Genomic DNA, 23,120 nt, shown 5'->3' with positions numbered 1-23,120 from the left:
GGAGGTTCGCGCGAGGTTCAGGCCCTATCTCGCTTCAGTCCGGCGGCGCTGCACAGCAGCTCGATGAGCGCGTCCGTGCCGGTGAACGGCACCGCCTCGCCCCCTACCTCTTCGAGCAGCCCGCGGAGCTGGCCGCCGGATTGTTCTGGCTCGACCAGCCGGACGATGACCGTTCTCATCTGGAAACCATCTCGCTGGGCGGTTCAGGTCTGGTTCAGGCGGGATACGGGGCGGGCTCGACCTCCAGCTCACGCATGCGTTCTGCGTATAAGTGGTAACGCCTGCGCGCGTCGCCGCGGCGGCCCGCGCGGTCGAGCACGCGCACCAGGCCGAGGTGGGCGCGCTCGTCGTAGCGGTCGCGCTCCAGCAGCCGCAGCCAGTAGCGGGCGGCCTCGTCGTAGCGCCGCTCCTCCGACCGCGCCGTGGCGAGCCTGGCCGCCGCCTGCGTGTACGCCAGCCGGGCCTGCTCGCGCAGTCCCACGGCCCAGTCCGCGTACGGGTCCTCCTCGCAGAACTCCCCGCCGTACGCGCTCTCGGCCGCCGCCCACCGCTCGAGCGCCTCGGCGGTACGCCCTGCCTGATCGAGCCGTACAGCCTCAGCCACCAGATCCAGAAATATCTCGACATCGACGTCGACGTTCGACAGATCCAGCCGCAACGTGCCCTCGTCCGAGACCACGATCTCGTCCGCCGGCCTTTCGTGTGACGGGTCCAGCACCGCACGGAGCGTGGACACCATGACGTTCAGCCGCCGCAGCCCGACCGCCTCGCCCTCCTGCTCCGGCCAGAGGATCTCGACCAGCCGCTCTCTGCCGATCCCGCCGCCCCTGCGGCTGACCAGGATCTTCAGCAGGTCGCGGGCCTTGCGGGACTGCCAGGCCGTACGGGGGACAGGCACGCCGCCGCGCAGCACCCGGAACGTTCCCATGGTCTCCACGACCACTCTCGCGCCCGGCGCGGGAGCGGCGCGCGCGATCAGCGCGTCGATCCGGTCGTCGAGCGCACGGCAGCCGATCGCGTGCATACGCTCGCGCACCCTCGCGGCCATGCCGCCGCCGGCCGCCGGGTCGGCCAGCGCCGCCCTGACCAGCTCGGCCCTGGCCTGCCCGATCGGGTCGCCCAGCATGGTCCACCTGCGCACCGCCTCGTCGGCCGACCGGACATCGCCGTCCAGCTCGGCCCGCAGCTCGGCGATGGCGGCCTGCGCGGCGTGGTCCCTGCGGCTCACCGCGACGGGCTCGGTCTCGTCGAGCAGGGCCCTGGCGTCGCCGGGCCGCCCGCCCGCCAGCGCCACGCGGGCGGCCGCGACCCTGGCGGTCACCCCCGCGATGCCCTCGGTGTGCTCGAGCGCCTGCTCGGCGACGCGGGCGGCCTCGGCCGGATCCTCGTCGGCCAGCAGCTCGGCGAGGCCGTTGAGCGCGTTGGAGAGCGACTGCACCTCGCCCGACGGCGCCGAGTCCGCGATGATCCGCCGGTAGATCGCGTCCGCCGTCCTGCGGTCGCCGCGCAGCACGTGGATCTCCGCGAGCCTGTTCAGGCCGGTGCCGACCAGACTGGAGCCCATCGCCTCCCACCTGGCCACCGCGTCGGCCGCCTCGGTGGCCGCCTCCTCCAGGCGACCCAGGCCGATCAGGGCCTTGGCGCGGTTGGAGACGTTCAGGGCGGCGTAGGGGGCGAACGACACCAGGTCGGACAGCCTGCCGCCGAGCTCCGTCTCGGCCAGCGCGTCGGCGTAGGCCCCCTCGTCCAGATAGCGGGAGGCCCGGTTGGCGTGGATGCGGATGAGCTGGACGATGTCGCCCGCTCGCTCGGCGTACTCCAGGGCGCGCAGGTAGTGGGCGTCGTTCGCGCGGCGGTCGCCGTCGAGCGCGGCGAGCATCGCGAGCACTGTGTTGGCCATGGCGAGGGCGCTCGCGTCGCCGAGGATGCTGGCCTGCTCGAGCGCTTTGTCCGCGAGCTCTGCACAGCCTGCCCTGTCACCCTTCAGCCAGAGCACGGATGCCTGGGACGCGGCGCACATGGCGGAGTCGGCGAGCGGCAGGCCGTAGTCGTGGCCTCTCGTGTACATGGCCAGGGCCGCGTCGAGGTCGCCGCGAAGGTGGTCGATGAGGCCGAGCCGTCTGGCCACGAACGCGTCGAACGCCGGGCCCTCGGCGGCCTGGGCGAGCAGTTCGCGGGCGCGGGTCCAGTGGCCGCGGTTCTGCTCGGCGATGCCGGCCAGCTTGACCATGGGGGGCGAGTGCTTGACGGCCTCGGGCAGCAGCTCCAGCGCGGCGACCACGTCCCCGCGCTCGGCCAGGCGCAGGCCGTACGAGTCGAGGAGCGAGGCCGCCAGGCCCGGATGCTCGGTCGCGACGGCCGCGCGCAGGGCCAGCTCGGGCTGGTCGTGCCCGACGTACCAGCGGGACGCGACCGCCGCCACGTCGTGGGCCTCGTTCCTGTCCAGCGGGGCGTGCTTGGTCAGCACGTGCCTGCTGGTCGAGGTCAGGCCGTGGCCGTCCTGGCCGGCTTCGAGGAAGAGGCCGCGGCTGGTCAGCGAGTCGAGCGTGCCGGGCGGGGCGCCCAGCGTGGCCGCCAGCTCGGCGGTCAGTACGGGCAGGACGGTGGCGGCACGCAGCAGCTCGCGCATGGCCGGCGGCAGGTCCCTGAACGCGGCGAGCGTGAGGCGTTCGAGCGTGGCGGAGTTCGCGGCCAGCCCGGCGGCCGTGCGGGGCCAGTCGGCGAGGTTCTCGCGGGCCAGAGTGTCGAGCGCCGCCTGCACGGCGGCCGGCCAGCCGCCGCAGGCGTCGTGCAGCGTTGCGGCGATGGCCGCGCCCTGCTCGCCCAGCCGGTCGCGCGCCCAGGCGGCGGTCTCGTCCGGCGTGAGCGCCAGATCCGTCGCGTCGAAGTCGAGCACCTCGTGGTCCTGGCGCAGCCGGGCCGTCGGGAACGGCAGCGGCGCCCGCGAGGCGGTGACCAGGTGCAGATGCCTGGGAGCGGCGCGGACCAGCGTCTCCACGTAACGGACGGAGCCCGGCGCGCCCGCGATGGCGTCGATGTCGTCGAAGACCAGCGCGAGCCCGCGCCGCAGCTGCCTGGCCAGCGCCTCGGCCAGCGCGCCCGCCAGCGCGGACGCCCTGGACAGCTCGTCGGCGTCGGGACCGAGCGGGGACTCTGCGGCGGTCACCAGGTCGGCGGGCAGACCTGGCACCTTCTCCGACAGAGCCGACGCGACCGCTCCCGCCAGCGTGGGGAGATCGCGGTCGGCGGGCCCGAGCCGATGTAATACCGCGCCCACCGCCAAGCTCCAACCGGTCAAAGCGGTCGACTTCCCGTAGCCTGTAGTTGCGACGAGCGAGGTGAGCCTGTACGTAAGTGCCCCGTCGAGCCGCCGGTCGAGGGCGGGACGGGGTCGCACCCACCCTCGTTCCACTCCCGCATGCTACGCCGGGGCTCGCGAAGGACTCCATAGTTCGGAAAGTGCCACCTACCGGTAACAGACCAGCGGGCGCACTATGGTCGTACTTCTTAACAGGAGGCACCGTGGAACAGGATCTGCCTGGCGGTGCGAGGCTGATCGTGGGGGTGGACGAGTCCCCGGCCTCGCGGTGGGCGCTGGCCTGGGCCATCGGGGCGGCCAGGCTGCACCGGATGGCCCTGGTCGCCGTGCACGTCAGCCGCGCGCCCGTCCATCCCTTCCCCGAGGCGCTGCCCGTTCAGCACGCGCTCAGGGCCGGCGAGGAGGCCCGCTGCACCGAAGTGGTCGCCGGTGTGTTCGACGACGTCGCAGGCGGCGTGCCCGACGACATCAGGACGATCGTTGTCGGGCGGGTCGGCGATCCCGGCTACCATCTCGTCGATCTGGCCCGTGAGGGCGACCTGCTGGTGCTGGGGCGGAGCCGGCGCGGGCTGCTCAGCCGCATCTTCCTGCCCTCGACCAGCATGTACTGCGCCCGCCACGCGAAGACCACGGTCGTCATCGTGCAGCAGCCGTCGCCCCCCGACGATCCGGAGCTGACAGGGGAGCGGGCCCGCCGCTTCTGGAGCCGCCGCCATCCTTAAGCCGGTTTCGGGACCTTTAAGAAGGTTTTGGGGTCGTTGCCGTCTGTAGGCGCCGTAGTCCCTCGGGGATGTCGTCCAGGGTGATCCCGCCGTAGCCCAGCAGCACGCCGGGCTGGGCCGGGCTATCGCCGCAGTACGCCTCCAGTGACTCCACCGCCAGGCCCGGCACGGGACGTACGGACGCTCCCGGGGCGAGGCGGGCGCACAGGTGCAGGCCCGCGGTGGACGGCACCAGGCGAAGGCGCTCGTCACCGGTCAGCATTTCGGCGATCATGGCGTGCCGGGCGGCGTACTCGCGGGTCGCCTTCCTGATGTGCCTGGCCAGGAGCCCCTCGTCGATGAAGCGGGCCAGCGCCGCCTGCATGGGCACGTCGCTGTGCCAGTCGGAGAGCCGCTTGGCCGTGTGCAGCGCGGGCGCGAGCGAGGCCGGGGCGACGAGGAAGCCGAGCCTGAGCATGGGGAGCAGGGTCTTGGAGAACGAGCCCACGTAGATGACACGGCCCGCGCGGTCGAGGCTCTGGAGGGGCTCCAGCGGTCGCTCGCCGAAGCGGAACTCGCTGTCGTAGTCGTCCTCGATCACGACCGCCCTGCGGCGCTCGGCCCAGGCCAGGAGGGCGGCGCGGCGGGCCAGTGACATGGGGGTGCCCAGGGGGAACTGGTGCGAGGGCGTGACGTACACGATGCGGGCGGCCCGGGGGATGGCCTGGACGTCGATGCCCTCCGCGTCCACCGGCACTCCGGCCACTCGGGCGCCGAGCGAGCGGAACAGCAGGCGGGCGGGCGGGTAGCCGGGCTCCTCGACGGCCACGCAGGTGCCCGGCTCGATCAGGACGCGGCCGATGAGGTCGAGCGCCTGCTGGGCGCCGTTCGTGATCAGTACGTCGTCGGGGCCGGCGTGGACCGAGCGGCTGATGCCGATATGCCGGGAGATGGCCTCCCTCAGGGGCTGGTATCCGGCAGAGCGGTTGTACATGGCGGCGCTCGCCCGCAGCTCGCGGGCCACCAGCCGGCGCCACGTCTCCATCGGGAAGAGGCGGGGGTCCGGTACGCCGACGCGGAAGTCGTACCGGGCGCCCTGCACGGCCTTCGGATCGTCGATCTCCCGCCAGAACGCACGCGGGCGGACGACGCCCTTCGGGGCCGCCCTGCCGCGGACCGGTTCCGCCGATACGAACGTCCCCGCGCCCGCCCGTCCCACCAGGAACCCGTCGGCGACCAGCCGGTCGTAGGCCACCGCGACCGTGTTCCTGGAGATCTCCAGCCTCCGCGCCAGCTCCCTGGTCGGGGGGAGCCGTTCGCCCGACCTGAGACGGCCGTCGAGTATGGCGTCGAGGAGTTGCCGGTAGACCTGTGCGGCCAGGTCACCCCGGCCTTCCAGGGTGATGTGGACGTCCATCTTGGCCCAATCAATTTGACGGAAATTGGAGCTTATCTCGGGACAAAGTGCGATCCAAGATGGACGCATGACACAACGAATGAATCTCGGACCGCTGGTCGGTGACGTTTACCGGCACGCGGGCGCGCTGGACAGGTTCGTCGAGGAGAGCACGCTCCCCAAGCCCCTCCTGTACCTGGTGCTGCTGCGCGCCAGTCAGATCAACGGCTGCGTCTACTGTGTGGACACGCACAGCGCCGACGCCAAGCAGGCGGGGGAGAGCGACGCCCGGCTGCACTCGGTCGCCGTTTGGCGGGAGTCCCCGTTCTTCACCGAGCAGGAGCGCGCCGCCCTGGCCTTCACCGAGGCCGCCACCAGGCTCTCCACCGACGACGTCACGGACGAGATCTGGGATCAGGCGGCTGCCCATTTCGCCGAGAAGGAGCTGGCGACGCTGGTCGTGGCCGTGGCCACCATCAACTTCTGGAACCGCTTGGCCGTTTCCACCCGGATGACCCCGGTGTCGTACAAGCCATGAAAAATCGACGAATCCTGGCTATTGCCCAGCTTGCGAACTCTGTTGGCGACGGCGTCTACCTCGTCACCTCCGCGTTCTACTTCGCCAGGATCGTCGGCCTGTCGGCCACCGAGATCGGCCTCGGCCTCACGCTGGGCTGGGCCGTCGGCTCGGTGGCCGGCGTGCCGCTCGGCCATCTGGCCGACCGGCGCGGGCCCCGCGGAGTCGCCGTGCTGCTCGCGCTCACGACCGCCACGGCGGTCGCCTCGTTCATGCTCGTCCGCTCATTCGCGCTGTTCGTACTGGTGGCCTGCCTGTACGGCACGGCGCAGACCGGCTTGTCGGCCGCCCGCCAGGCCCTGCTCGCCGGGCTGATCGCGCCCGCGGAGCGCACGGTCGTGCGGGCCGTCCTGCAGTCCACGCTCAACGGCGGCCTGGCCGTCGGCGCCGCCCTGGGCGGGCTCGCCCTCCATCTCGACACGCGCCCCGCCTACCTGGCGGTTTTCGCACTCGACGCCCTGAGCTTCCTGCTCGCGGCCTTCCTGCTGCTCAAGCTGCCTCCCGTACGGGTCGCCCAGGTCGCCTCCGGCCCTCGGCTGGCGGTGCTCAGGGATCGGCCCTACGCGCTCGTCACGCTGATCAACGCCGTGATGCTCTTCTACATGCCGCTGCTCAGCCTGGTCGTGCCGCTCTGGATCGCCTCGCGTACGAGCGCGCCCACCTGGATGGTCTCGGTGCTGATGTTGATCAACACCGGCACGGTGCTGCTCTTCCAGGTGCGGGTGGCCAGGCGCGTGAAGGGGCTGCGTTCGGCTTCGCTGTCGGTGCGGAACGCCGGGTTAGTGATGTTCGCGGCCTGCGCGGTGTTCGCGTTGAGCCCGTACGGGTGGCTGTTCCTGCTGGTGGCGGCGGGTCTGCAGGTGTTCGGCGAGATGCTCCTGGCGTCGGGGGCCTGGGAGATCGGCTTCGGGCTCGCGCCTGAGGACAAGCAGGGCCAGTACCAGGGGTTCTTCGGCACCGGCGTGGCCGTGGCGAGGATGCTCGGGCCCGTCGTCCTCACCACGCTGGTGCTGGGCGGCGGCACGCTCGGGTGGCTGCTGCTCGGCGCGGCGTTCGTGGCGGCCGGCGCCGCGATGGCACCGGCCGTCAGATGGGGGCAGCGTTCGCTCGCAGCGGCGCGGCCGCCGGATGGCGTCCTGAACAGGGCGGCTGTGTAACCAGCTTCCCAAGGCCGCAGGTCGTCACCGGCTCGCCTGGCGCGTTCACGCTCGGCCCGCCACCTCGTATCCGGCCTCTTCGACCGCCGCGGTGATCTTCGCCGGGTCGACAGGGCCGTCGCTGCCGACCGTCAACAGACCGCTGGCGAGATCCACGTCGACGGAGGTCACCCCCGCGACCTCGCCGACCTCCTCCTTCACCGAGCTCACGCAGTGGCCGCAGGTCATACCCTTCACCGTGTAGGTGGCGGTGCTCATGAAGGTCTCCCTAGTGATGATCTTTTCCGTTCCCGTCCAGGCGGCACTATACCCCCCTGCAGTATCTGGTCGGCCACGGGATCGTACTGCGGATTCCCTTGTACGACTGCTCGGCAGGTTCGGCCGGCCCGAATCGACCACCACATGGCGCGACACATGCATAAGGCGGGACCGTGCCTAGCCACGCACACGGGCGCGATATTTGGCATGATCGAGCTGTTGTCCGAGATGGCGGGTACCAGAGGGGGACGCAGGCGGGCGCCCAGGACGGACGGAAGGGGGATCCAAAAGGTCGTCGAGGGCGGGCGCATCGCTCCTCACCTGGGGCTGAACACTCGTTCTGCGCACATTCCGCACATCTGGCCCGTGTGCAACACCGGGAGCGCAGCCATCCCTTGCTAGGCTGCTTGTCAACCGTTGGGTCTCACCCCGGCAGGTGAGGCCGTCGAAGAAGTGGGGTCACACCGTGAAGAAGCTGCTTGTTCTGGCGCTGGTCGCCCTTGGGGGGTTGCTGATCTGGCGTAAGGTGCAGGCCGACCGCGCAGAGCTCGATCTCTGGACCGAGGCGACCGGCACCGAGAACTAACCGACCGGCGAGGCGATGAGTGACGTCGTCCCCATCAAGCTGGCGTGCCTGGACCTGGCAGGCACCACAGTCGGTGACATCGACATGGTCGAGCGCGCCTTCGCCGAGGCGATCGCGACTCAGGGCATAGTGCCCGGGACCGGAGCGTACGCGCGTGCCATGGTTCACGTGCACCGGTCCCGGGGCTGTCCCAAGATCGATGTGTTCCGCGGGATCTTCCCCGGAAACGAGGCCCAGGCCCAGGCGGCGAACCTGACGTTCGAGCGCTCTTACGAGGGCACCCTCGAGCGGGCAGGTCTCGTACCCATGCCCGGAGCCCTGGAGGTTCTCGACAAGCTCCGCGGCACCGGCATCAAGCTCGCCCTGATCACCGGCTTCAGCCGCACCACCCTGAGCCGCGTCCTCAGCGTGCTCGGCTGGCACGACAAGATCGACCTCGCCATCTGCCCCGAAGACGCCGGCGGCCGCGGCCGCCCCTGGCCGGACATGATCCTGCACGCGGTGCTGCGCCTGGGGGTGGAGGACGTACGCCATGTGGCGGTCATCGGCGACTCGGAAAGCGACATGCTGTGCGGCAAGCGCGCGGGAGCGTCGATCGTGGCGGGGGTGATGACGGGCGTGCACAGCCGCGAACGCCTTCTCAAGGGCGGCGCGACCCACATCCTGGACTCGATCGTGGACTTCCCGAGTTTGGTGTTGAGCGATGACCTTGGTGCGACGCAGGTAGCCTCGTCCGCCCGGTAAGCTATCTTCGTCGAAGGGGCCTTAGCTCAGTTGGCAGAGCGCCTGCTTTGCAAGCAGGAAGTCAGGAGTTCGAATCTCCTAGGCTCCACCCCAGGTCAAAGGCCGCTTCCCGTGATCGGGAAGTGGCCTTTCCGATCTTGTACAGCTGCAAAATACAGCTACGGCGACAACTCACCCTGAGTTAGGCGTTCGGCTCACGCGAGAGGGAGTCGACGAACGCCTCGGCTTCTGACTGGCTCATGTCCTCGGTGCTTCGCACAAGGAAGACGGCCTCCTTACGGCTACCGGCTTCGATCAGCTTGCGAACCCTGGTGGACAGATCTCCCTCATCGAACACTGGGAAGCCCGGAAGGACCCCACCAGCGCGCAGAACCTCTGCGACTTCCACCGCGGTTTGCCGGGATACCTGGGATTCCTTGCGGATCAGCTCTACGGCGTCGCGGAACCTGTCTGCCTCGATGAGGTCGTGGGCTCGGACCTGAACGCCGACAGGAGTGATGTGGTCCAGGCCGACGTAGATGCGCACCACCTTGCGCCGTCCTATCCACCTGCTGATCCCGATCCCGATGGTCACCAGCAGCAGGACAAGGAGAATCGACTCCACCGCGTCTAAGCCAAACATGCGGTGATCGTAGTGAGGGGTACCGACAGGTCAGAGTTCCCGCGTCATGCCATTCCTTACTGCTCACGCCCTGCTGCACGAGAGCAAGGTAGTGCTCGCGCTCCTTGGTCAGCTTCTTGCGTCCCTGAGGAGATCGAATCTCCCGGATCTCGAAGTCCATCGCATCCCCTGAGGTTGGGTGTGCTCGCGTGTCCGAGGACCTCGAAAACCACATGGGTGCGTTAAGGGATGTCGACGCGGCTTCCCGGCTGTCCGCGAAGCCTGCGAACTTCCTGGGAGTCTCGCCGATCACGCTATGCCCGCCTTGACGCGAGACCCGCAGACATGCATTGATCTTGTGCTTCTAGAACTGATGATCGCAAGGGAGTGGATGTTGTCATCACGAAGACCTGACCGCAACGCATCATCGACGGACCGTCCGGCCTCCCGATTAGCTCGCCGGTTGCTCGCCCTCGGAACCGTTCTGGTCACAGCGGCCGGGCTGCTCGTAGCCCACGCCACAGCTGCCACGGCCGCCGACTCCACAACCGACCTCGGGGTGTCCTCCGACAGGAGCGACATGGCCGCGACCGATGACAGGCTCTTCATCTCGGCCAAGGACCGTGTCATCGTCGCCGATCACGAGGCCCGGCTCACCGGCGCCGTCACGGACCTGCCGAGTGTGGGCGACCTCGCCCTGACATCTGACGGCACCCGCCTCTACGCGACGCTGCGGGATTCGCACCAGATCGCCGAGATCGACACCGGCTCCCTCACCGTCACGCGCAGGATCGCCCTGAACGCGTATCCCTGCCCGTCACACCTCGCCCTGCTGGGCACGCGGCTCTACGTGGGCTACGGCTGCGGCGCCGACTGGAAGGCCGGCGTGGTCGGCTTCGACGTGTCGGCGGCGGAGCCGGAGTTCGCCCCTCTGTCGCTGCAGCTGTACCAGGCGCCGTTGGTGGCCGCCGCAGGGCAGAAGCTGGTGGTAGGCGAGACCGTGACCAGTCCCGGCAACATCTATGTCTACGACCTGACCGACACTGGCCCGACCATGCGCGGCGCCATCAACGGCAGCACGCATAGCCTGTACAACCTGCAGGACATCTCCATAACTGCGGACGGCTCCACGGTGTTCTCCGCCTTCGGCGCGCCGTACCGGTTCGACGCCTGGGACACCACCGGCCTGACCCTCGTCCGCAGCTACGGTGAGGGCTCGTTCACCGGCTATCCGACGGCGGTCACGGTCAGTGGGGACGGACGTCACGTGATCGGCGGACGGACGTCAGGAAAACCCGTCGTGATGTACGACAGGGCCGGTGGTGAGCAGACCTTCGCGTACGAGAACCTCGGCTCCGACCTGGTCGCCGGCAGTCTGGCCTACTCTGGCGGAACCGCCTTCGGCGTCCTGAGCGACATGTCCGATCGGCTCCACCTGGTACGCCTGCCCGACGTCACCCTTCCCGGATCGACCATCACTTTGACGGCGCCCGCCACGGGAACCGCCCTCAAGCCGCTCACCCTGTCCGGCAAGCTCACCCTGTCGGACGGATCGACGCCCGGCGAGCAGCCGCTGACGCTGATCCGCTGGACGTCGGACGGTGCCCGGACCCCCGTCTCGGGCGTGACGACCGCCGCGGACGGCACGTACTCGGTCGACGACACTCCGCCGATCGGCGGCCAGATCAGGTACGACGTGCTCTGGAACGGCAACGCGGACTACCGGTGGAGCAGGGCGTGGCGAGACGTCAGGGTGTCCAAGGTCTCGACCATGATCGACCTGACTCCTTCGGCCCCGGCGACCGCTCTCGAACCGCTCACCTTGTCAGGCACGCTCACACTGGCCAACGGGGCCGACCCAGGCGAGCAGCCGCTGGTGGTGACCCGGCTGATGTCGAATGGCACGCGCGAGACCCTTCCCGCGATGACGACCGCTGCGGACGGCACCTTCACGATCAACGACACCCCGCCGATCGGCGGGAACACCCAGTACGACGTGCGCTGGAGCGGCAACCTGACCTACGAGGCGGCCACGGGCCTGAAGACCGTCGCGGTGGCCAAGCGCCAGACCACGTTCACCCTGTCCGGGCCGGAGACGGGCAACGCCGGCAAGCAGCTCGAGTTCAGCGGTGCGCTGGACGGCGGCGGTCGGCTGCCCGCGGCCGGCACTGCGATCACTGTGACCCGTACAGTCTCCAACCGCAACGGCACCTCCACGACCACGCTGCCATCGCTGACGCTGTCGGCCGACGGGACGTTCGGCTTCGCCGACACGCCCCCCGCGGGCGGCGACTACACCTACACCGTCAAATATGCCGGTGACAGTGTGTTCCTGGCCGCGCAGGGCACCCATGCGGTCACGGTGCGAGGCAAAGCCGGTTGATCATCACCACTGGGCGACCCGGGGCAGGCAGGCCATCGCCTCCGCCCGGGGCGCCTTCTGGTTTCTTGCATTTTCGCCGTCCCTTCTGCAGCAGGCAGTAGAGGCCTTGCGATCGTCGTCGAGCACCCCCAAGCACTTCGTCCTACGAGGAATGCCGTACAGCGACACCGCCTTTCGCAACCGCACGGCACGGTGAGGCCGACCCGAGGGCTCCCCAGGCCAGAACTATCCGGAAGAAAGCGCGAGGAAGGCGCAGAGCAGAAGGAAGAGGCCCAGAACCAGACTGCGCCGCCGCCACGACAGGCGCGGCGCGCTCACCAGGGCGGCCAGTGGGTAGGCGAATAATCCGGCGACCACGCTGACCGGCACGTCGGCGAGTTCCCAGATTGGCACCAGGAAGAAGGGCGCCAGCACAGCGACGGACCACGCCGGGCGCACTCGAAGGAAGTGCAGCAGCGGCCAGGCGAGCACGACCGCCGCCCAGTTCCCCACCGTCCACGCGTCGGCCAGCCGGCCGACACAGCCGAAGTGGCCGCAGCGCGATTCGTCGGACAGGGCGGCTACAAGCAGCAGCCAGCCGAACTGGACGAAGGGCAGGATTATGCCGGCGAGCCCGGCGGCGACCACCCGCTCGGCAAGCCGCCCCTCGGCGGCTGGGGAGACGCTCGCGTTGCACGTATCCACACCGCAAGCATCTGATCCGACCGTCTCGCGATGCACACGCGTTGATCACGATTCATGTGGGGCACGGCAGGTACGCCACGCCGCGGACCAGGATGCGGATCAGTTGTCGGCGTTCTGCCATGTGCTCGTTGCTAGGCTCACCAGGGAGAACTCACCCTCGCCGACCACTACGGGGCGAGGGTGAGTGACAAACGCGCACATCTTCACGATCGGATGGCAGGCCTTCTCCGAGTCGATCAGCTCGTACTTGGCGAGCGTCATCGAGTCTCGGACGCGAAGAAGGCGGCCGCTTTTTTCAAAAGATCAACTTCTCGCGCAGCTCGGCGTTCTCCCGCTCCAACTCCCGGATCCGCGCCCGATCCGGCCCGGAAACCGGCGGCCGCTCCTCCTGCGCGCTCACGATCCACTACCGGTTCACCCAGCTGCCCAGAGTGCTGGCGTTGATGTCGAACTCCCGCGCCACCGACGCGACCGTCCGATCACCCTCCAGCACCATGCGGATGGCTTCTTCCTTGAACTCAGGCGAGAACTGCTTGCGACGCCTCGTCACGTACCTACCTCTTCCAGACTTCTGTCAGCTTATGTAGCCGACTGTCCGGAATCTGCTGGGCACCTCAGCCCGATCTCCCGGCCGATAGTGCCAGTAACGCACAGTCAGATGCTCCTGTTCGACTGCCCTCGCGACCTCACCAGAATTTCCGCGGCAACCATGCCCGAGCCACCTATCGTCGAGCTCACCAAGGCCGTCGAAGCCGTCGCGTTCGATCACGGTGAACGCCACGGCTGGACGGCCGGCGCGATCGGCAACGTCCGCCGGGCTCTGCGCTTCCTGCTCGCCATACAAGACACCCCGGGTGCCATGATCAAAGCCAGCACCGTGGAACTCCTGCGCGTAACATCATTGCCCGTCAACCCTGCCATCGAAGTGTTGAACCTGGCCGGACTGCTGGATGACGATCGTGTCCCCGCCATCGTCCGATGGTTCGAGCAACGCGTCGAGACACTGCCCGAGCAGATGAACGCCGAACTGCATGTGTGGTTCGAGGTGATGCGCAAGGGCAGTTCCGCTCACCCTCGCTGGCGACCCCGCCAGGATCGCACCACCCGCAATCACTTCACCAACGCTCTGCCTATCCTGAGGATCTGGGGACGCACCCGGACGTCCCTGCGCGAGATCACCCGAGATGACGTACTCCGGGCCCTGGAATCGACTGGTACTCGACGGACGGACATCCTTGGAGGACTTCGTGCGATTTTCCGTGTTTTGAAGTCCCGCAAGCTAGTCTTCATGGATCCGACTGCGCGAATCCCTTTCGGCACGCCTTCCGCGCAGGTACCGATGCCACTCAAGCCGGCGGATCTGCGGAGCGCGCTGATGTCCGACGACTCCGCGCGTGCTGCCATGGCGAGCCTGCTCATCTTTCACGGGCTGCGTCCCCGTCAACTTCGCAGCATGCAACTCACCGATCTCCGCGATGGCCGCCTCTACATCGACGACCAGGTCATTCTGCTGGCGCCCCAGGTCGGTGTGCGACTGGCTGCCTATCTCAAGCACCGGTCGTCGAGGTGGCCCAACACTGCCAATCCGCATGTCTTCATCAATCACATGATCGCCACGGGTGTGGCCCAGACGACCTCCGCGTGGGTGAACAAGGCCCTCGGCTTCCACGCGCAAAAGCTTCGAGAGGATCGCATTCTTGACGAGGTCCGCGCTAGCGCAGGCGATCTCCGCCGTGTCTGTGACATGTTCGGCCTCACCGTCAACGGGGCACTTCGCTACATCAAGACGCTTGGTCATCCCGACCTGCGGGAGCAACCCCAAGAGGGGGGTTGATACTGGTGAGGCCGCCTATTCAACTGTCGCGAGTCATCGTTGAAGATGAGCTCCACCGTGACGGTGCGTGCTCTCCGGCGGCGCATCGGTCCATGCGCCGCCGTTCTCGTTGAGGGTCCGAGGTGGCCTTGTCGTGGTAGCCAGTGCCGTCGGCGAGCCGCGTCTTCGTGCGTGTTCCCACGTCATAGCACCGTGATGCCCTTCATGATCCCGCTGCAGATCACGCGCCGCGTAGTCACACGACGGCCAGGCCGGACTCGGGCATCCAGCGGTCATCGCCGGCATCGTGCAACGACCCTGCCGTGAGGCAGGAAGGTCGTGGTCATATCGCCCCGGGAGGACCGGGCATGGCGATACCGAAGATGTCCTGCGCCCTGAACGTGGTCAGTTTCCTGGCCTCGCCGGTCCTGACGTTCACCGCGTAGGCCGTGAAGGTCAGGTAGGGCGGCGCCGTCTCGTCAACCGGCACCTCGGATGACGGTCTGCAGCGGACGGACGTCGTTAGGGCCGTAACCTCGTCGGCGCTGCGCCACGTACGCAGGTAGATCAGACTGACGTCCGGGGACAGGCCACGGATGGCGGTGGTCTTCCGCTTCTTGCCGGTGAGCGGATCCAGCAGGACGAGGTCGCCCATCTGGCAGGGTTTCTCGGCGGTGCTGTGGTCCTCGACGGCCGCGACGGTCTTGCCGTCCGGCGCCAGCGGGCTGAAGGCGTAGTGCTGCGGCAGGATGACCGCCGTGGAGTTGCCCGGTGAGGTGGGCGGCCACAGGTTGGAGATCGTGCGCAGCTGGGAGTTGGGCGAGTACTCCCCGAGGGTGATGGTGGCTCCATCCGGTGACAGGCCGATGGGGACCCAGCGGGCTGGAAGTTCGCGGACGACCCTGTCGTGCATGTCGAAGAGCAGCGCGGGATCCTTGAGATCGGGGACCTTGCTGAAGGCCAGGTACCGCCCGTCGTCCGACAACATCAGCCGCGTGATGCTGTACAGCCACTTCTTCGGGGGCAGCTTCATCGGCGCCGTGGTCTTCGCGCCCGAGGCCAGATCGCGAACCTGGAAGGTGCCTTCCTTCGCGCTGTAGTAAGCGATCTTGCGGCCGTCCCGGCTGATCGCCAGCGGGCTGTCCTGCAGGCTGCGGCTCGGCAGCGCCTCCCGCACGTGGTAGGTCCTGCCACTGCGGGTGACCACTCGCCAGCCCCCGTCCCGGCACTTTGACGGGGCTTTTCCGCTGGCCGGCTCGCAGAACGTCTTGTACGCGTAACTCAACGGCCCCACCCCACGCGCGGGCAGGTCCTCCTTGCCCGAGGTGGCCGGCGCGGGCGCTTGCGGCAGCAACCGCACGGCGAGCGTCCCGCCGAGCGCGGTGATCACGACCATGGCCGCCGCGAGGAGCGAGATCGCGGTACGCCGCCTGCGGTCGCGCGTGGCGATCGTGCGTTCGGCCAGGTCCACCCGTGGTGACTCGGCGGCCAGATCGACGAGCACATCTCGCAGCCAGGTCATCGGTAGGCCTCCTCGGTCTCCAGGCCGGCGAGCTTCGGCGCCAGGCCGGGCGCCAGCTCGCGCAGGCGGGCAAGCGCGTAGTGGGTCTGGCTCTTCACCGTCCCGATCGAGCAGTTCATCAGCTCAGCGGTCTCCCGTTCTGTCCGATCCTCGTAGTAACGCAGCACGATCACCGCCCGCTGCCGAGGCGGCAGCCCCATGAGGGCCTGGCGCATGACGAGCCGTACGAGGGTGGAGTCCTCGCTTGAGTACGGCCGGTCGGGCGGTTCGGCGGTCGGGAACTCCGCCCTGACCCGGCGCCGCCGCCACGAGATGTGCTGGTTCACCAGCGCCTTACGCGCGTACGCCTCGGGGCGCTCGACGTGCGATAACCGGGACCAGCGCCGCAGCACCTTGAGCAGGACGCTCTGCAGCAGGTCCTCGGCCTGGTGGGCGTCTCCCGTGAGTAGGTACGCCGTGCGCATCAGCGCTTGCTGATGCGCGGCGACGAACTCACGGAAGCTGTCATTGGGATCCAAGACGACTCCTCTCGACCGTTACCGACGCCGGAGAGGAGTGAAAAGGTTCGATCCGCGCTAGAAGGGCTGCCGGTAAGGACCACTGTCACGAGTGTCGACAACGTCAAGCCGATGGTCACTGTCTCTTGCTCTCCTGTGAGCCTTCCACGTATCGACGACGCGTGAATTCGGCCGTCGTTGGCACCACTGTCAACGACGGCCGAATTCTGACCCCCTGACGACGCTCGGGTTCTAGTGCTTGTCGCAACACACCTGATCATGGAGGGCGTGTTGATGGCGAGGCGAGGCCCCAAGCGCAGGTTGGACGTGGAGTCGGAGTACTGGCGGCTGGTGCTGTCCGGCGTGGGAACGGTGGAGGCTTGTCGCGCCCTCGGAATCGGACGCAAAACCGGCTACCGGTGGCGAGCGGAGAACGGCGGGCTACCGCCAGCGCGGCTGGCTGAGAGCGCCCGGTCCAGCCGGTTCTTATCGCTGCTGGAGCGGCAGCGGATCGCGACCTTGCGGGCACAGGGCCTGGGAGTGCGCGCGATCGCCGACCGCCTGGGACGCTCCCCATCGACCATCAGCCGCGAGCTGCGGCGCAATACGCTCCCGCACGATCGAGGCGTCTACGACGGTGACCTAGCCCATGCGCGAGCCCGGCAACGAGCCCAGCGCCCGCGTCAGGGACGGTTGCTGGAAGACGAGGAGCTCCGCGCGGAGGTTCAGGCCAAGCTGGAGCTGGACTGGAGCCCCGAGCAGATCGCCGCATACTTGCGCAGCGCGTGGCCGGACCGGCCGAACTGGCACGTCTGCCACGAGACGATCTATCAGGCGCTCTACCACGGCGGCAAGGGCGGCCTGAGCCGCAGCCTCACCCGCCGGCTGCGCACCGGTCGACCGCTGCGCAAACGCCGCCGCCGACCCGACCAGCGTCAGCCGCGGTTCATCGCTCCCGCGCTGCTCATCGACCACCGGCCCGCCGTCGTCGAGCTCCGCCATCGAGTCGGGGACTGGGAGGGAGACCTGATCACCGGTCGGCTGAACCAGTCCGCGATCGCCACCCTCGTCGACCGCAAAAGCCGCTACCTGCGCCTCGTCCAGCTGCCGGCTCGCCACGACGCGCAAGCCGTTCGCGATGGCCTGATCGCTGTCCTCGACGGCCTTCCACCGGCCGTGCGGCTGACGCTGACCTGGGATCAGGGTGCGGAGATGGCCTGTCATGACCAGATCGCCCCCTACCTAAGTGAAGGCGTCTTCTTCGCCCATCCAGGCAGCCCGTGGCAGCGCGGCACCAACGAGAACGCCAACGGGCTGCTTCGCCAGTACTTCCCCAAGCGCACAGACCTGTCCGCTCACACCGAAGCAGACCTACGCGCCATCGAGGAACGCCTGAACAACCGTCCCCGGAAAACGCTCGGCTGGCGCACTCCCGCCGACATTTTCCATGAAGGTCTGGCACTATGACTGTCCGTCACCGTTGCGATGATCGCTCGAATCCGCCCAGGTGCAGCGTCAGCCCGTCGGGGTCATCGAAGATCAACAGCCAGCCGACGGACGCCTCGGTCAGCGGCGAGTGCTTGATGTCCAGGCTGTCCAGATGCTCCGCCCACACCTGCAGGTCGTCCCGCGTACGCACGGCGAAGCTGACCGGGTCGAAGCCGCGGTTGCCCTCCGCCGCCGCCGGGTTCACGCGGAAAGCCACCAGCGTCGGGCTGAGTCCCGGGATCTCGCCGGCGCAGCCGCGCACCACTCCGTCGGCCTCCGGGAACTCCAACGTCGGCCGCAGCCCGAACACCTCCCGGTACCAGCGCAGCGATTGAGCCAGATCCGTCACCGGGATCTTGACGTGATGTATTCCAGCGAGTTCACGCGCGGTCATGGCGGCGCCTCCAATATTTGTTGCAGCAGAACTGCTGCGAACATTTCTGTAGAATGCTCCTCATGCCACCCGCCGTCAAGAGCCCCGACCCAGATCCCGCCGAGGCTAGGCCCCGCCGATATCACGCACCTCAGCGCAAACTGGCCGCCGCGGAGACGAAGGCCCGCATCCGAGCCGCAGCCTCCGCGCTTTTCGTCGAACATGGATACGTCGCCACCACCGTGCGCGACATCGCACGGGCCGCTGGGGTGGGCGAACGCACCGTGTACGCGGCGTTCTCCAGCAAGGCCGACCTGTTCCGGCACGTCCTAGGCGTGGCCACCGTCGGCGACGAGCTACCCGTCGCCGTGCCCGACCGGCCCGAGATGTTGGCGGCCTTCGCCCAGACTGATCCACATACGGTGATTCACCAGAGCATCGACTACACGGTGGCGCTATTCGAACGCGCCGGCGACCTAATCATGGTGACCGTGCAAGCCGCCGACGCCGACCCTGACATGCGGGACGCCGCGGACGCCGGCTCGCGCACCACCCGGAAGGTCTGGCTCACCCTGACCGAGAGCCTGCACAAGGCCGGCTCCCTGCGGCCAGGCCTGACCGCGCAAACCGCGGCGGACATCTTCTACGCTCTCGCGTCGCCGCACACCTACCAACTGCTGCGCCGGCACTGCGGATGGAGCCGATCCCGTTACCAGGCCTGGCTGACCGAGGCCGTCACCCAGCAGCTGCTCGGCGGGTAAATTTCGCCGCGTGGTAGAGGAGAAGGGGCCCCGGCGCTCGTGGCGATCATCCGGGCGGCGATGAGGGGCCCACTCCCGAGTGGCGCCGCTGTGCCGAGCGCCCATCGCACCGGCACCTCGACGATGCCCGCCTACTGGGGCAGGGCGCCCTCGCCGGTATGTATCGGTGGCCCGACCAACCACCCGGGACGGTCGCCAGAAGGGACCGAAGCCGAGGTCTCGATTGTCTATGGCGGGCCGTAGAACAAGCAGGACTCCGTCAGAGAGCCGAATGCTGGGCCTGCTACCTGCGGTTCGAATACTGCCGCCTATCAATGACTTCTCGAACCGTAAACGCGCAGGTGAAGAGCATGGTCACGTTTTGTGGTGGACCAAACTTGGTAGGCGTTTTCCCGGTCCAGGGCCCATCCGTGACTCCCGCAGTGGTTCGTCGCCGGGCCACACGGACAAGATCATGAGCGACCGGCTACGCCAAGTAGCGCGGAGTAACTTCAATCCGAAGCTGACACACCGGCTGCCAAATTTTGAGCGCTTTCGATTCATGTACCGGCCCACTGCGGACGGGTTACCGGGACTACGGTGAGTTGGTGATCAAGGCCTTTGAAATCCTTGGGATTGCAGGTGTACAGAGGAAGCCGGTTCGCGATCGCCACACAGGCGATCATCAGGTCTGCAGTGCGGGGGCGTGGTTTGCGTCCTGAGGCGATGAAGGCCGTCCACAACTGGCCGTACTCGCGGGCTGCGGTGTCGTCGAAGGGGAGTGGGTCGAATTCGGCTTCGGCGGTCTGAAGGATCTTCATTCGCTGAGCGAGTTCTTGCGGCCCTTTCGCCACCAAGACGCCGACCGAGAGCTCTGCGGTGGTGATGGCACTGATCATCATCTCATCGGGGAGCTCGTCGGGATCGATGCCGGCGCGCAGGATGAGGATGTTGGTGTCGAGCAGCCCTAGGGCGTGGGTCATCCCTCGTCCTCCGCGAATTCACGTCTGCCGTAGGCGCGATCGTAGGGGTCGTAGAGATCGTCGTTGACGTGGCGGCCCATGTCCTCGCGATATTCACGGTCATCCAGTCGTGGCATGCCAGACGACACGGCGGCGAATTCGGCGCGTGAGACGGCCCGGCACCGGCGGCGGAGAGGGACCAGATCGCCGATGTGATGGCCATTGCGGGTAACGGCGTACCGCTCTCCACGTTCCAGGCCATCCATGATCTCCGCTGACCGATTGCGCAGGTCGCGTTGGGAGATCTCATGGGAGTGGTCAGACTCAGGAGTGCTCACATCAGCAGTCTACTGCTGGGTGCTATCTGGTGCTACAGGGTAGCACTCTAGGCGCACGTCAATCCTGTAGGGGCTGTAGTTGATGCGAGCGACCGGACGCGGGGGCGAGGTCGCTTCCCGAGTCGACTTAGGGATTGCCGTACAGCAGCGAGTACAGCAACACCGGCTTACCGCCACCGATCTTGTGGCGGGGTGTTCGGGTCATTAACGGGCCATTAGTCATCAGGGCCGATCTTTCCTCTCCGCCTGCACTCGCGCGCCGAGAGCGTCTGCGGTCCGTTGGTCAGCGTCCTTGGTTGCGTGCTGGTAGATGAGCGCGGCCCGATCGCTGTTGTGCCCCATCCGTGCCTTGAGGTCGGCCAGGCTAGTTCCTGACTGCGCGCCCAGCGTGTTGCCCGTGTGGCGAAGATCGTGAAAGTGCAGGCCGGTGAGCCCTTGAGTGCTTCTCCCCACTTCCCGGCGCGCCGGAAATTGCTCCCGCGCAGGAACCCGTCCTTCTGTCCGAGGAACATGAACGCGTCGTCTTCGGGGGCGATATAGGACGCAAGATGTTCGGTGAGTGCAGGAATGATCGCCGCAGGGATGCCGACCGCCAAGGTTGTTCGTCCGGTGGGGCCGCTCCACTCTGGCCTCGTGGCCCCGGCCCGCTTCCCCTTCGGGCGGGACGACGGCACACGGGATGATCAGGCGGGCGGGGTACGCGCGGGGCGCCGACACTCACGTAATCTTGCGGCATGTGCCGGTACAGCGCGGGAACGTACAAGGTCCACTATGTGTGTTTGCCCTGCCGTGTGACTACCAAGCGACGCCCGGTGGAGCGACCTCAGCTCTGTAATCGCTGCCAGGAGCCCATGATTGACGCCGGGCGAGATTTCGCGACGCCACGCCGGAGTGATGGCCCAGCTTGGCGGGCGTTGAGCGCCGTCCTCTACGCCGGGTTGGATTTCCACTCCTGCGGTTGCAACGGTCCGGGATTTCGACCACGGACGCCCAGACAAGTCCGGGAACGTCTCCAAGTAGCGGGCCGCAGGGGAGTTCCCATTCGAAAGGCCATGACTCTGTCTGACCCGTACGAGGCGTGAAACCCCTGGTCGCAGGCTGATCGTCGTGCCATTGGCGTGCCATTAACCCCGGTGACGAAGGGGTCGATCACGGTCACTCATGACCGGCTCTAGAGTGCCGCTGACCAGGCAACCCAGGGTCCAGAGCTCGTGATAGTTGGAATTCCCATCGGTTACCGCCAGTCGCGCGCCTTCTGCTCCTTCCACCAGGTCAGATCCGCCTCCCAGTTCATCGGCTCAGCCCACCGCCGGGCGGGTCTGACGATCTCGTTGGGGAGGCGTACCGAATGCTCTCGTATCTCATAGGGATCAGCCGGCGGCGCGGCCCTGCCCCAGGCCGCACGCCGCGCGTGCGGCCTGAGAACCGTTCTCGTGCGCGGCCGTGCTCGGCCCGCTCCGGCATGTCGAGTTGTCGTGGCATCAGATGCACGGCAGTACGGCTTACGCGGTATGAGCCGTCGAACCGAATGCAGGATATAGCGTTGCTCTGATGTGGGAGTCCATGCTTTGCGGCGTTAAAGCCGTTGCCTCCATCGCGGCGTTGTCACCTCTGAAGAGGTTATGGCATCTTAAATAAGGCGCTCATTTAGCTGCAAGGTTCCATGTCAGGAGTCGACAATGCTTAGCTTTGCGAGAAGAGTTGTTGATGTCGCCCAGATGGCTGTTTACAGAGCACACAGACGATTCCGTCCCAGTCTCCCTGCCTGGCTGAAGCGTATCGCAGTGTCAATCTCAATAATTTGCGTCGTTGTATTATCGGCTATTGTGGTGTGGAATGGGCCACTCTGGTTCGACGAAGCTCTCATCTTCGCCATAACTGATGGCGAAAAAAGGATGCAGGCGGTCGCATCTTCCAGAGCAACTCTTCTTCAAATATTCTTGGCCTTTGGTGGATTTGCTACTGTTATCTTCACTGCGCGAACATATGTTCTTTCCAGATCTGGACAGGTTGCTGACAGATATACGAAGGCGACAACTCAACTGGTCTCTGACAGTCCAGCAGAACGAATAGGCGCGGTGTATTCGTTGGCGCGACTGTTCAAGGATTCTCCTCGCGATCATCGTGCAGTCGTAGATTTGCTGGCTTCGTTTGTGCGTCAATCGCGGCAGCTCGATCGTGGAACGCTTACGAATGAAGAAGGCTTGGAAGAAGATGGCGATCACGAGAGTGGATTGAAATGGGTGGGTGAAGCCCTGCCGGTCGATGTACAGACAGCGCTCACGGTCATTGCGAAAAGGCCGAGGCGTTTCGAATCCCCCTGGATTCTTCTCGGGGGAGCGGATCTGGCTGGTGCGAGTCTTACAGGTGGTTGGATCGACATGCTGCACTTCCAAGGCTGTAACCTTGGAGGGGCCGATCTCGTCAATGTCAAAACGAGAAATGGCGTGGTGTTAGATGGGTGCGATCTAAGGGCGGCTAACCTGAGTGGCGCCAATCTCCGTGTCGCACACCTCTCAAACTCCAATCTTCAGGGTGCTTACGTCCGGTGGGTGGATCTCCGGGATGCATCACTCATAGGATCGGACTTTAGAGGTTCGGTGTTGCGTGGCTCAAATTTGAGCCACGCATATCTAGCTGACGCTGACTTCCGCGGCGTAGACCTCAGTGAGGTGAAGGGACTTACTGCCGACCAACTTGCGGACGCCATCATTGATGGTGAGACGGTCTTGCCCAAGTTTCTGGACCAGGTCGCTGCGTCACTTCAGGAAAGTGAGGAGGAACGCAGCTAGGTCGGTACTTTTCCCGGGTCCTCTCGGACAGTTCGCCGTGCCACGGCAACCTGGCCGCGGTTCAAGTTGCAGTCGTAGTCGCAGTTCGTCGCCGTCCGGTGCAGTTCAGGCCCGCGTGGCTGGGCGAAATCCAATGCTCGCGCGAGGGCGAGGATCTCAGCACTGCGCTTCGATGTACGACGGCCGATC

At 67.0% G+C, this 23,120-nt stretch carries 23 protein-coding genes and 1 tRNA gene; 11 read left to right on the top strand and 13 right to left on the bottom strand.

The annotated features are described in order from the left end of the window. Window positions 1–17: 17 nt before the first annotated feature. Together ACQPWU_RS00820 and ACQPWU_RS00815 are read right to left on the bottom strand one after the other, a co-directional pair. A complete protein-coding gene (locus tag ACQPWU_RS00820; RefSeq protein WP_433436145.1) occupies window positions 18–179 on the bottom strand; it encodes a hypothetical protein in 162 nt (53 codons plus the stop codon). Window positions 180–214: 35 nt separating this feature from the next. Further along, on the bottom strand, window positions 215–3,277 hold the full coding sequence (locus ACQPWU_RS00815; protein ID WP_433436144.1) for a BTAD domain-containing putative transcriptional regulator: 3,063 nt from the start codon (window positions 3,275–3,277) through the stop codon (window positions 215–217). A gap of 245 nt (window positions 3,278–3,522) precedes the next feature. On the opposite strand from ACQPWU_RS00815, the gene ACQPWU_RS00810 reads away from it, so the two are divergent. Next, window positions 3,523–4,041 (top strand): universal stress protein, encoded by a 519-nt coding sequence (locus ACQPWU_RS00810; RefSeq protein WP_433436143.1) that lies wholly within the window; start codon window positions 3,523–3,525, stop codon window positions 4,039–4,041. Between the two features lie 16 nt (window positions 4,042–4,057). On the opposite strand, the gene ACQPWU_RS00805 is transcribed toward ACQPWU_RS00810, so the two are convergent. Next, window positions 4,058–5,437, bottom strand: a complete 1,380-nt coding sequence (locus ACQPWU_RS00805) for a PLP-dependent aminotransferase family protein (RefSeq protein WP_433436142.1) — start codon at window positions 5,435–5,437, stop codon at window positions 4,058–4,060. 67 nt (window positions 5,438–5,504) lie between these two features. Here ACQPWU_RS00805 and ACQPWU_RS00800 point away from each other — a divergent pair, with 67 nt between their 5' ends. After that, window positions 5,505–5,954, top strand: coding sequence for a carboxymuconolactone decarboxylase family protein (locus ACQPWU_RS00800; RefSeq protein WP_433436141.1), 450 nt, complete (start codon window positions 5,505–5,507; stop codon window positions 5,952–5,954). Continuing rightward, window positions 5,951–7,150, top strand: coding sequence for an MFS transporter (locus ACQPWU_RS00795; RefSeq protein ID WP_433436140.1), 1,200 nt, complete (start codon window positions 5,951–5,953; stop codon window positions 7,148–7,150). Before ACQPWU_RS00800 ends, ACQPWU_RS00795 begins: the two co-directional genes overlap by 4 nt. A 45-nt stretch (window positions 7,151–7,195) precedes the next feature. On the opposite strand, the gene ACQPWU_RS00790 is transcribed toward ACQPWU_RS00795, so the two are convergent. After that, the gene (locus tag ACQPWU_RS00790) at window positions 7,196–7,408 is read right to left on the bottom strand and encodes a heavy-metal-associated domain-containing protein (protein ID WP_433436139.1); all 213 of its coding nucleotides are present in this window, start codon (window positions 7,406–7,408) and stop codon (window positions 7,196–7,198) included. Between the two features lie 466 nt (window positions 7,409–7,874). On the opposite strand from ACQPWU_RS00790, the gene ACQPWU_RS00785 reads away from it, so the two are divergent. The 3 genes from ACQPWU_RS00785 to ACQPWU_RS00775 all read left to right on the top strand — a co-directional run bounded on the left by ACQPWU_RS00785 (window position 7,875) and on the right by ACQPWU_RS00775 (window position 8,826). Beyond that, the gene (locus ACQPWU_RS00785) at window positions 7,875–7,994 is read left to right on the top strand and encodes a DLW-39 family protein (RefSeq protein WP_360704095.1); all 120 of its coding nucleotides are present in this window, start codon (window positions 7,875–7,877) and stop codon (window positions 7,992–7,994) included. A 15-nt stretch (window positions 7,995–8,009) separates the two neighbouring features. Beyond that, window positions 8,010–8,738 carry an HAD-IA family hydrolase gene (locus ACQPWU_RS00780; RefSeq protein WP_433436138.1) on the top strand — a complete coding sequence of 243 codons (729 nt, stop codon included), beginning with the start codon at window positions 8,010–8,012 and terminating at the stop codon, window positions 8,736–8,738. A gap of 15 nt (window positions 8,739–8,753) precedes the next feature. After that, window positions 8,754–8,826: transfer RNA gene (locus tag ACQPWU_RS00775), tRNA-Ala, on the top strand. 93 nt (window positions 8,827–8,919) lie between these two features. Here the strand turns inward: ACQPWU_RS00775 and ACQPWU_RS00770 are convergent. Continuing rightward, window positions 8,920–9,342, bottom strand: a complete 423-nt coding sequence (locus tag ACQPWU_RS00770; RefSeq protein WP_433445602.1) for a hypothetical protein — start codon at window positions 9,340–9,342, stop codon at window positions 8,920–8,922. Window positions 9,343–9,802: 460 nt separating this feature from the next. On the opposite strand from ACQPWU_RS00770, the gene ACQPWU_RS00765 reads away from it, so the two are divergent. After that, the gene (locus tag ACQPWU_RS00765; RefSeq protein WP_433436137.1) at window positions 9,803–11,722 is read left to right on the top strand and encodes a hypothetical protein; all 1,920 of its coding nucleotides are present in this window, start codon (window positions 9,803–9,805) and stop codon (window positions 11,720–11,722) included. Between the two features lie 225 nt (window positions 11,723–11,947). Here the strand turns inward: ACQPWU_RS00765 and ACQPWU_RS00760 are convergent, their stop codons facing one another. From ACQPWU_RS00760 to ACQPWU_RS00750, 3 genes are all read right to left on the bottom strand, one after another. Further along, window positions 11,948–12,406, bottom strand: coding sequence for a hypothetical protein (locus ACQPWU_RS00760; RefSeq protein ID WP_433436136.1), 459 nt, complete (start codon window positions 12,404–12,406; stop codon window positions 11,948–11,950). 99 nt (window positions 12,407–12,505) lie between these two features. After that, the gene (locus ACQPWU_RS00755) at window positions 12,506–12,667 is read right to left on the bottom strand and encodes a hypothetical protein (RefSeq protein ID WP_433436135.1); all 162 of its coding nucleotides are present in this window, start codon (window positions 12,665–12,667) and stop codon (window positions 12,506–12,508) included. A gap of 145 nt (window positions 12,668–12,812) precedes the next feature. Beyond that, window positions 12,813–12,956, bottom strand: a complete 144-nt coding sequence (locus ACQPWU_RS00750) for a transposase (RefSeq protein ID WP_433436134.1) — start codon at window positions 12,954–12,956, stop codon at window positions 12,813–12,815. 108 nt (window positions 12,957–13,064) lie between these two features. Between ACQPWU_RS00750 and ACQPWU_RS00745 the strand changes: the two genes are divergently transcribed. Then, complete coding sequence (locus ACQPWU_RS00745; protein ID WP_433436133.1) at window positions 13,065–14,240, top strand: hypothetical protein; 1,176 nt, start codon at window positions 13,065–13,067, stop codon at window positions 14,238–14,240. A gap of 322 nt (window positions 14,241–14,562) precedes the next feature. Here ACQPWU_RS00745 and ACQPWU_RS00740 read toward each other — a convergent pair whose 3' ends face one another. Together ACQPWU_RS00740 and ACQPWU_RS00735 are read right to left on the bottom strand one after the other, a co-directional pair. After that, window positions 14,563–15,741 carry a hypothetical protein gene (locus tag ACQPWU_RS00740; protein ID WP_433436132.1) on the bottom strand — a complete coding sequence of 393 codons (1,179 nt, stop codon included), beginning with the start codon at window positions 15,739–15,741 and terminating at the stop codon, window positions 14,563–14,565. Next, complete coding sequence (locus ACQPWU_RS00735) at window positions 15,738–16,259, bottom strand: SigE family RNA polymerase sigma factor (protein ID WP_433436131.1); 522 nt, start codon at window positions 16,257–16,259, stop codon at window positions 15,738–15,740. The genes ACQPWU_RS00740 and ACQPWU_RS00735 overlap by 4 nt, the downstream gene beginning before the upstream one ends. A 258-nt stretch (window positions 16,260–16,517) precedes the next feature. Here ACQPWU_RS00735 and ACQPWU_RS00730 point away from each other — a divergent pair, with 258 nt between their 5' ends. Continuing rightward, a complete protein-coding gene (locus ACQPWU_RS00730; protein ID WP_433436130.1) occupies window positions 16,518–17,705 on the top strand; it encodes an IS30 family transposase in 1,188 nt (395 codons plus the stop codon). A gap of 7 nt (window positions 17,706–17,712) precedes the next feature. On the opposite strand, the gene ACQPWU_RS00725 is transcribed toward ACQPWU_RS00730, so the two are convergent. Beyond that, on the bottom strand, window positions 17,713–18,120 hold the full coding sequence (locus tag ACQPWU_RS00725) for a VOC family protein (protein WP_433436129.1): 408 nt from the start codon (window positions 18,118–18,120) through the stop codon (window positions 17,713–17,715). Window positions 18,121–18,182: 62 nt separating this feature from the next. Between ACQPWU_RS00725 and ACQPWU_RS00720 the strand changes: the two genes are divergently transcribed. After that, window positions 18,183–18,860: a TetR/AcrR family transcriptional regulator gene (locus tag ACQPWU_RS00720; protein ID WP_433436128.1), complete on the top strand. Its 678-nt coding sequence runs from the start codon at window positions 18,183–18,185 to the stop codon at window positions 18,858–18,860. A gap of 539 nt (window positions 18,861–19,399) precedes the next feature. Here the strand turns inward: ACQPWU_RS00720 and ACQPWU_RS00715 are convergent. Together ACQPWU_RS00715 and ACQPWU_RS00710 are read right to left on the bottom strand one after the other, a co-directional pair. Next, a complete protein-coding gene (locus tag ACQPWU_RS00715; RefSeq protein ID WP_433436127.1) occupies window positions 19,400–19,822 on the bottom strand; it encodes a type II toxin-antitoxin system VapC family toxin in 423 nt (140 codons plus the stop codon). After that, entirely contained in the window at window positions 19,819–20,139 is a 321-nt protein-coding gene (locus tag ACQPWU_RS00710; protein WP_433436126.1) for a type II toxin-antitoxin system Phd/YefM family antitoxin, read from the bottom strand. The genes ACQPWU_RS00715 and ACQPWU_RS00710 overlap by 4 nt, the downstream gene beginning before the upstream one ends. Before the next feature lie 1,679 nt (window positions 20,140–21,818). Between ACQPWU_RS00710 and ACQPWU_RS00705 the strand changes: the two genes are divergently transcribed. Next, a complete protein-coding gene (locus ACQPWU_RS00705; RefSeq protein ID WP_433436125.1) occupies window positions 21,819–22,931 on the top strand; it encodes a pentapeptide repeat-containing protein in 1,113 nt (370 codons plus the stop codon). Window positions 22,932–23,120 lie beyond the last annotated feature (189 nt).

This window comes from Nonomuraea sp. CA-141351, assembly GCF_050944675.1.
Lineage (GTDB): Bacteria > Actinomycetota > Actinomycetes > Streptosporangiales > Streptosporangiaceae > Nonomuraea.
The sequence above is the reverse complement of the archived record's forward strand: the minus strand, read 5'-3'. Positions and strand labels throughout refer to the sequence as shown.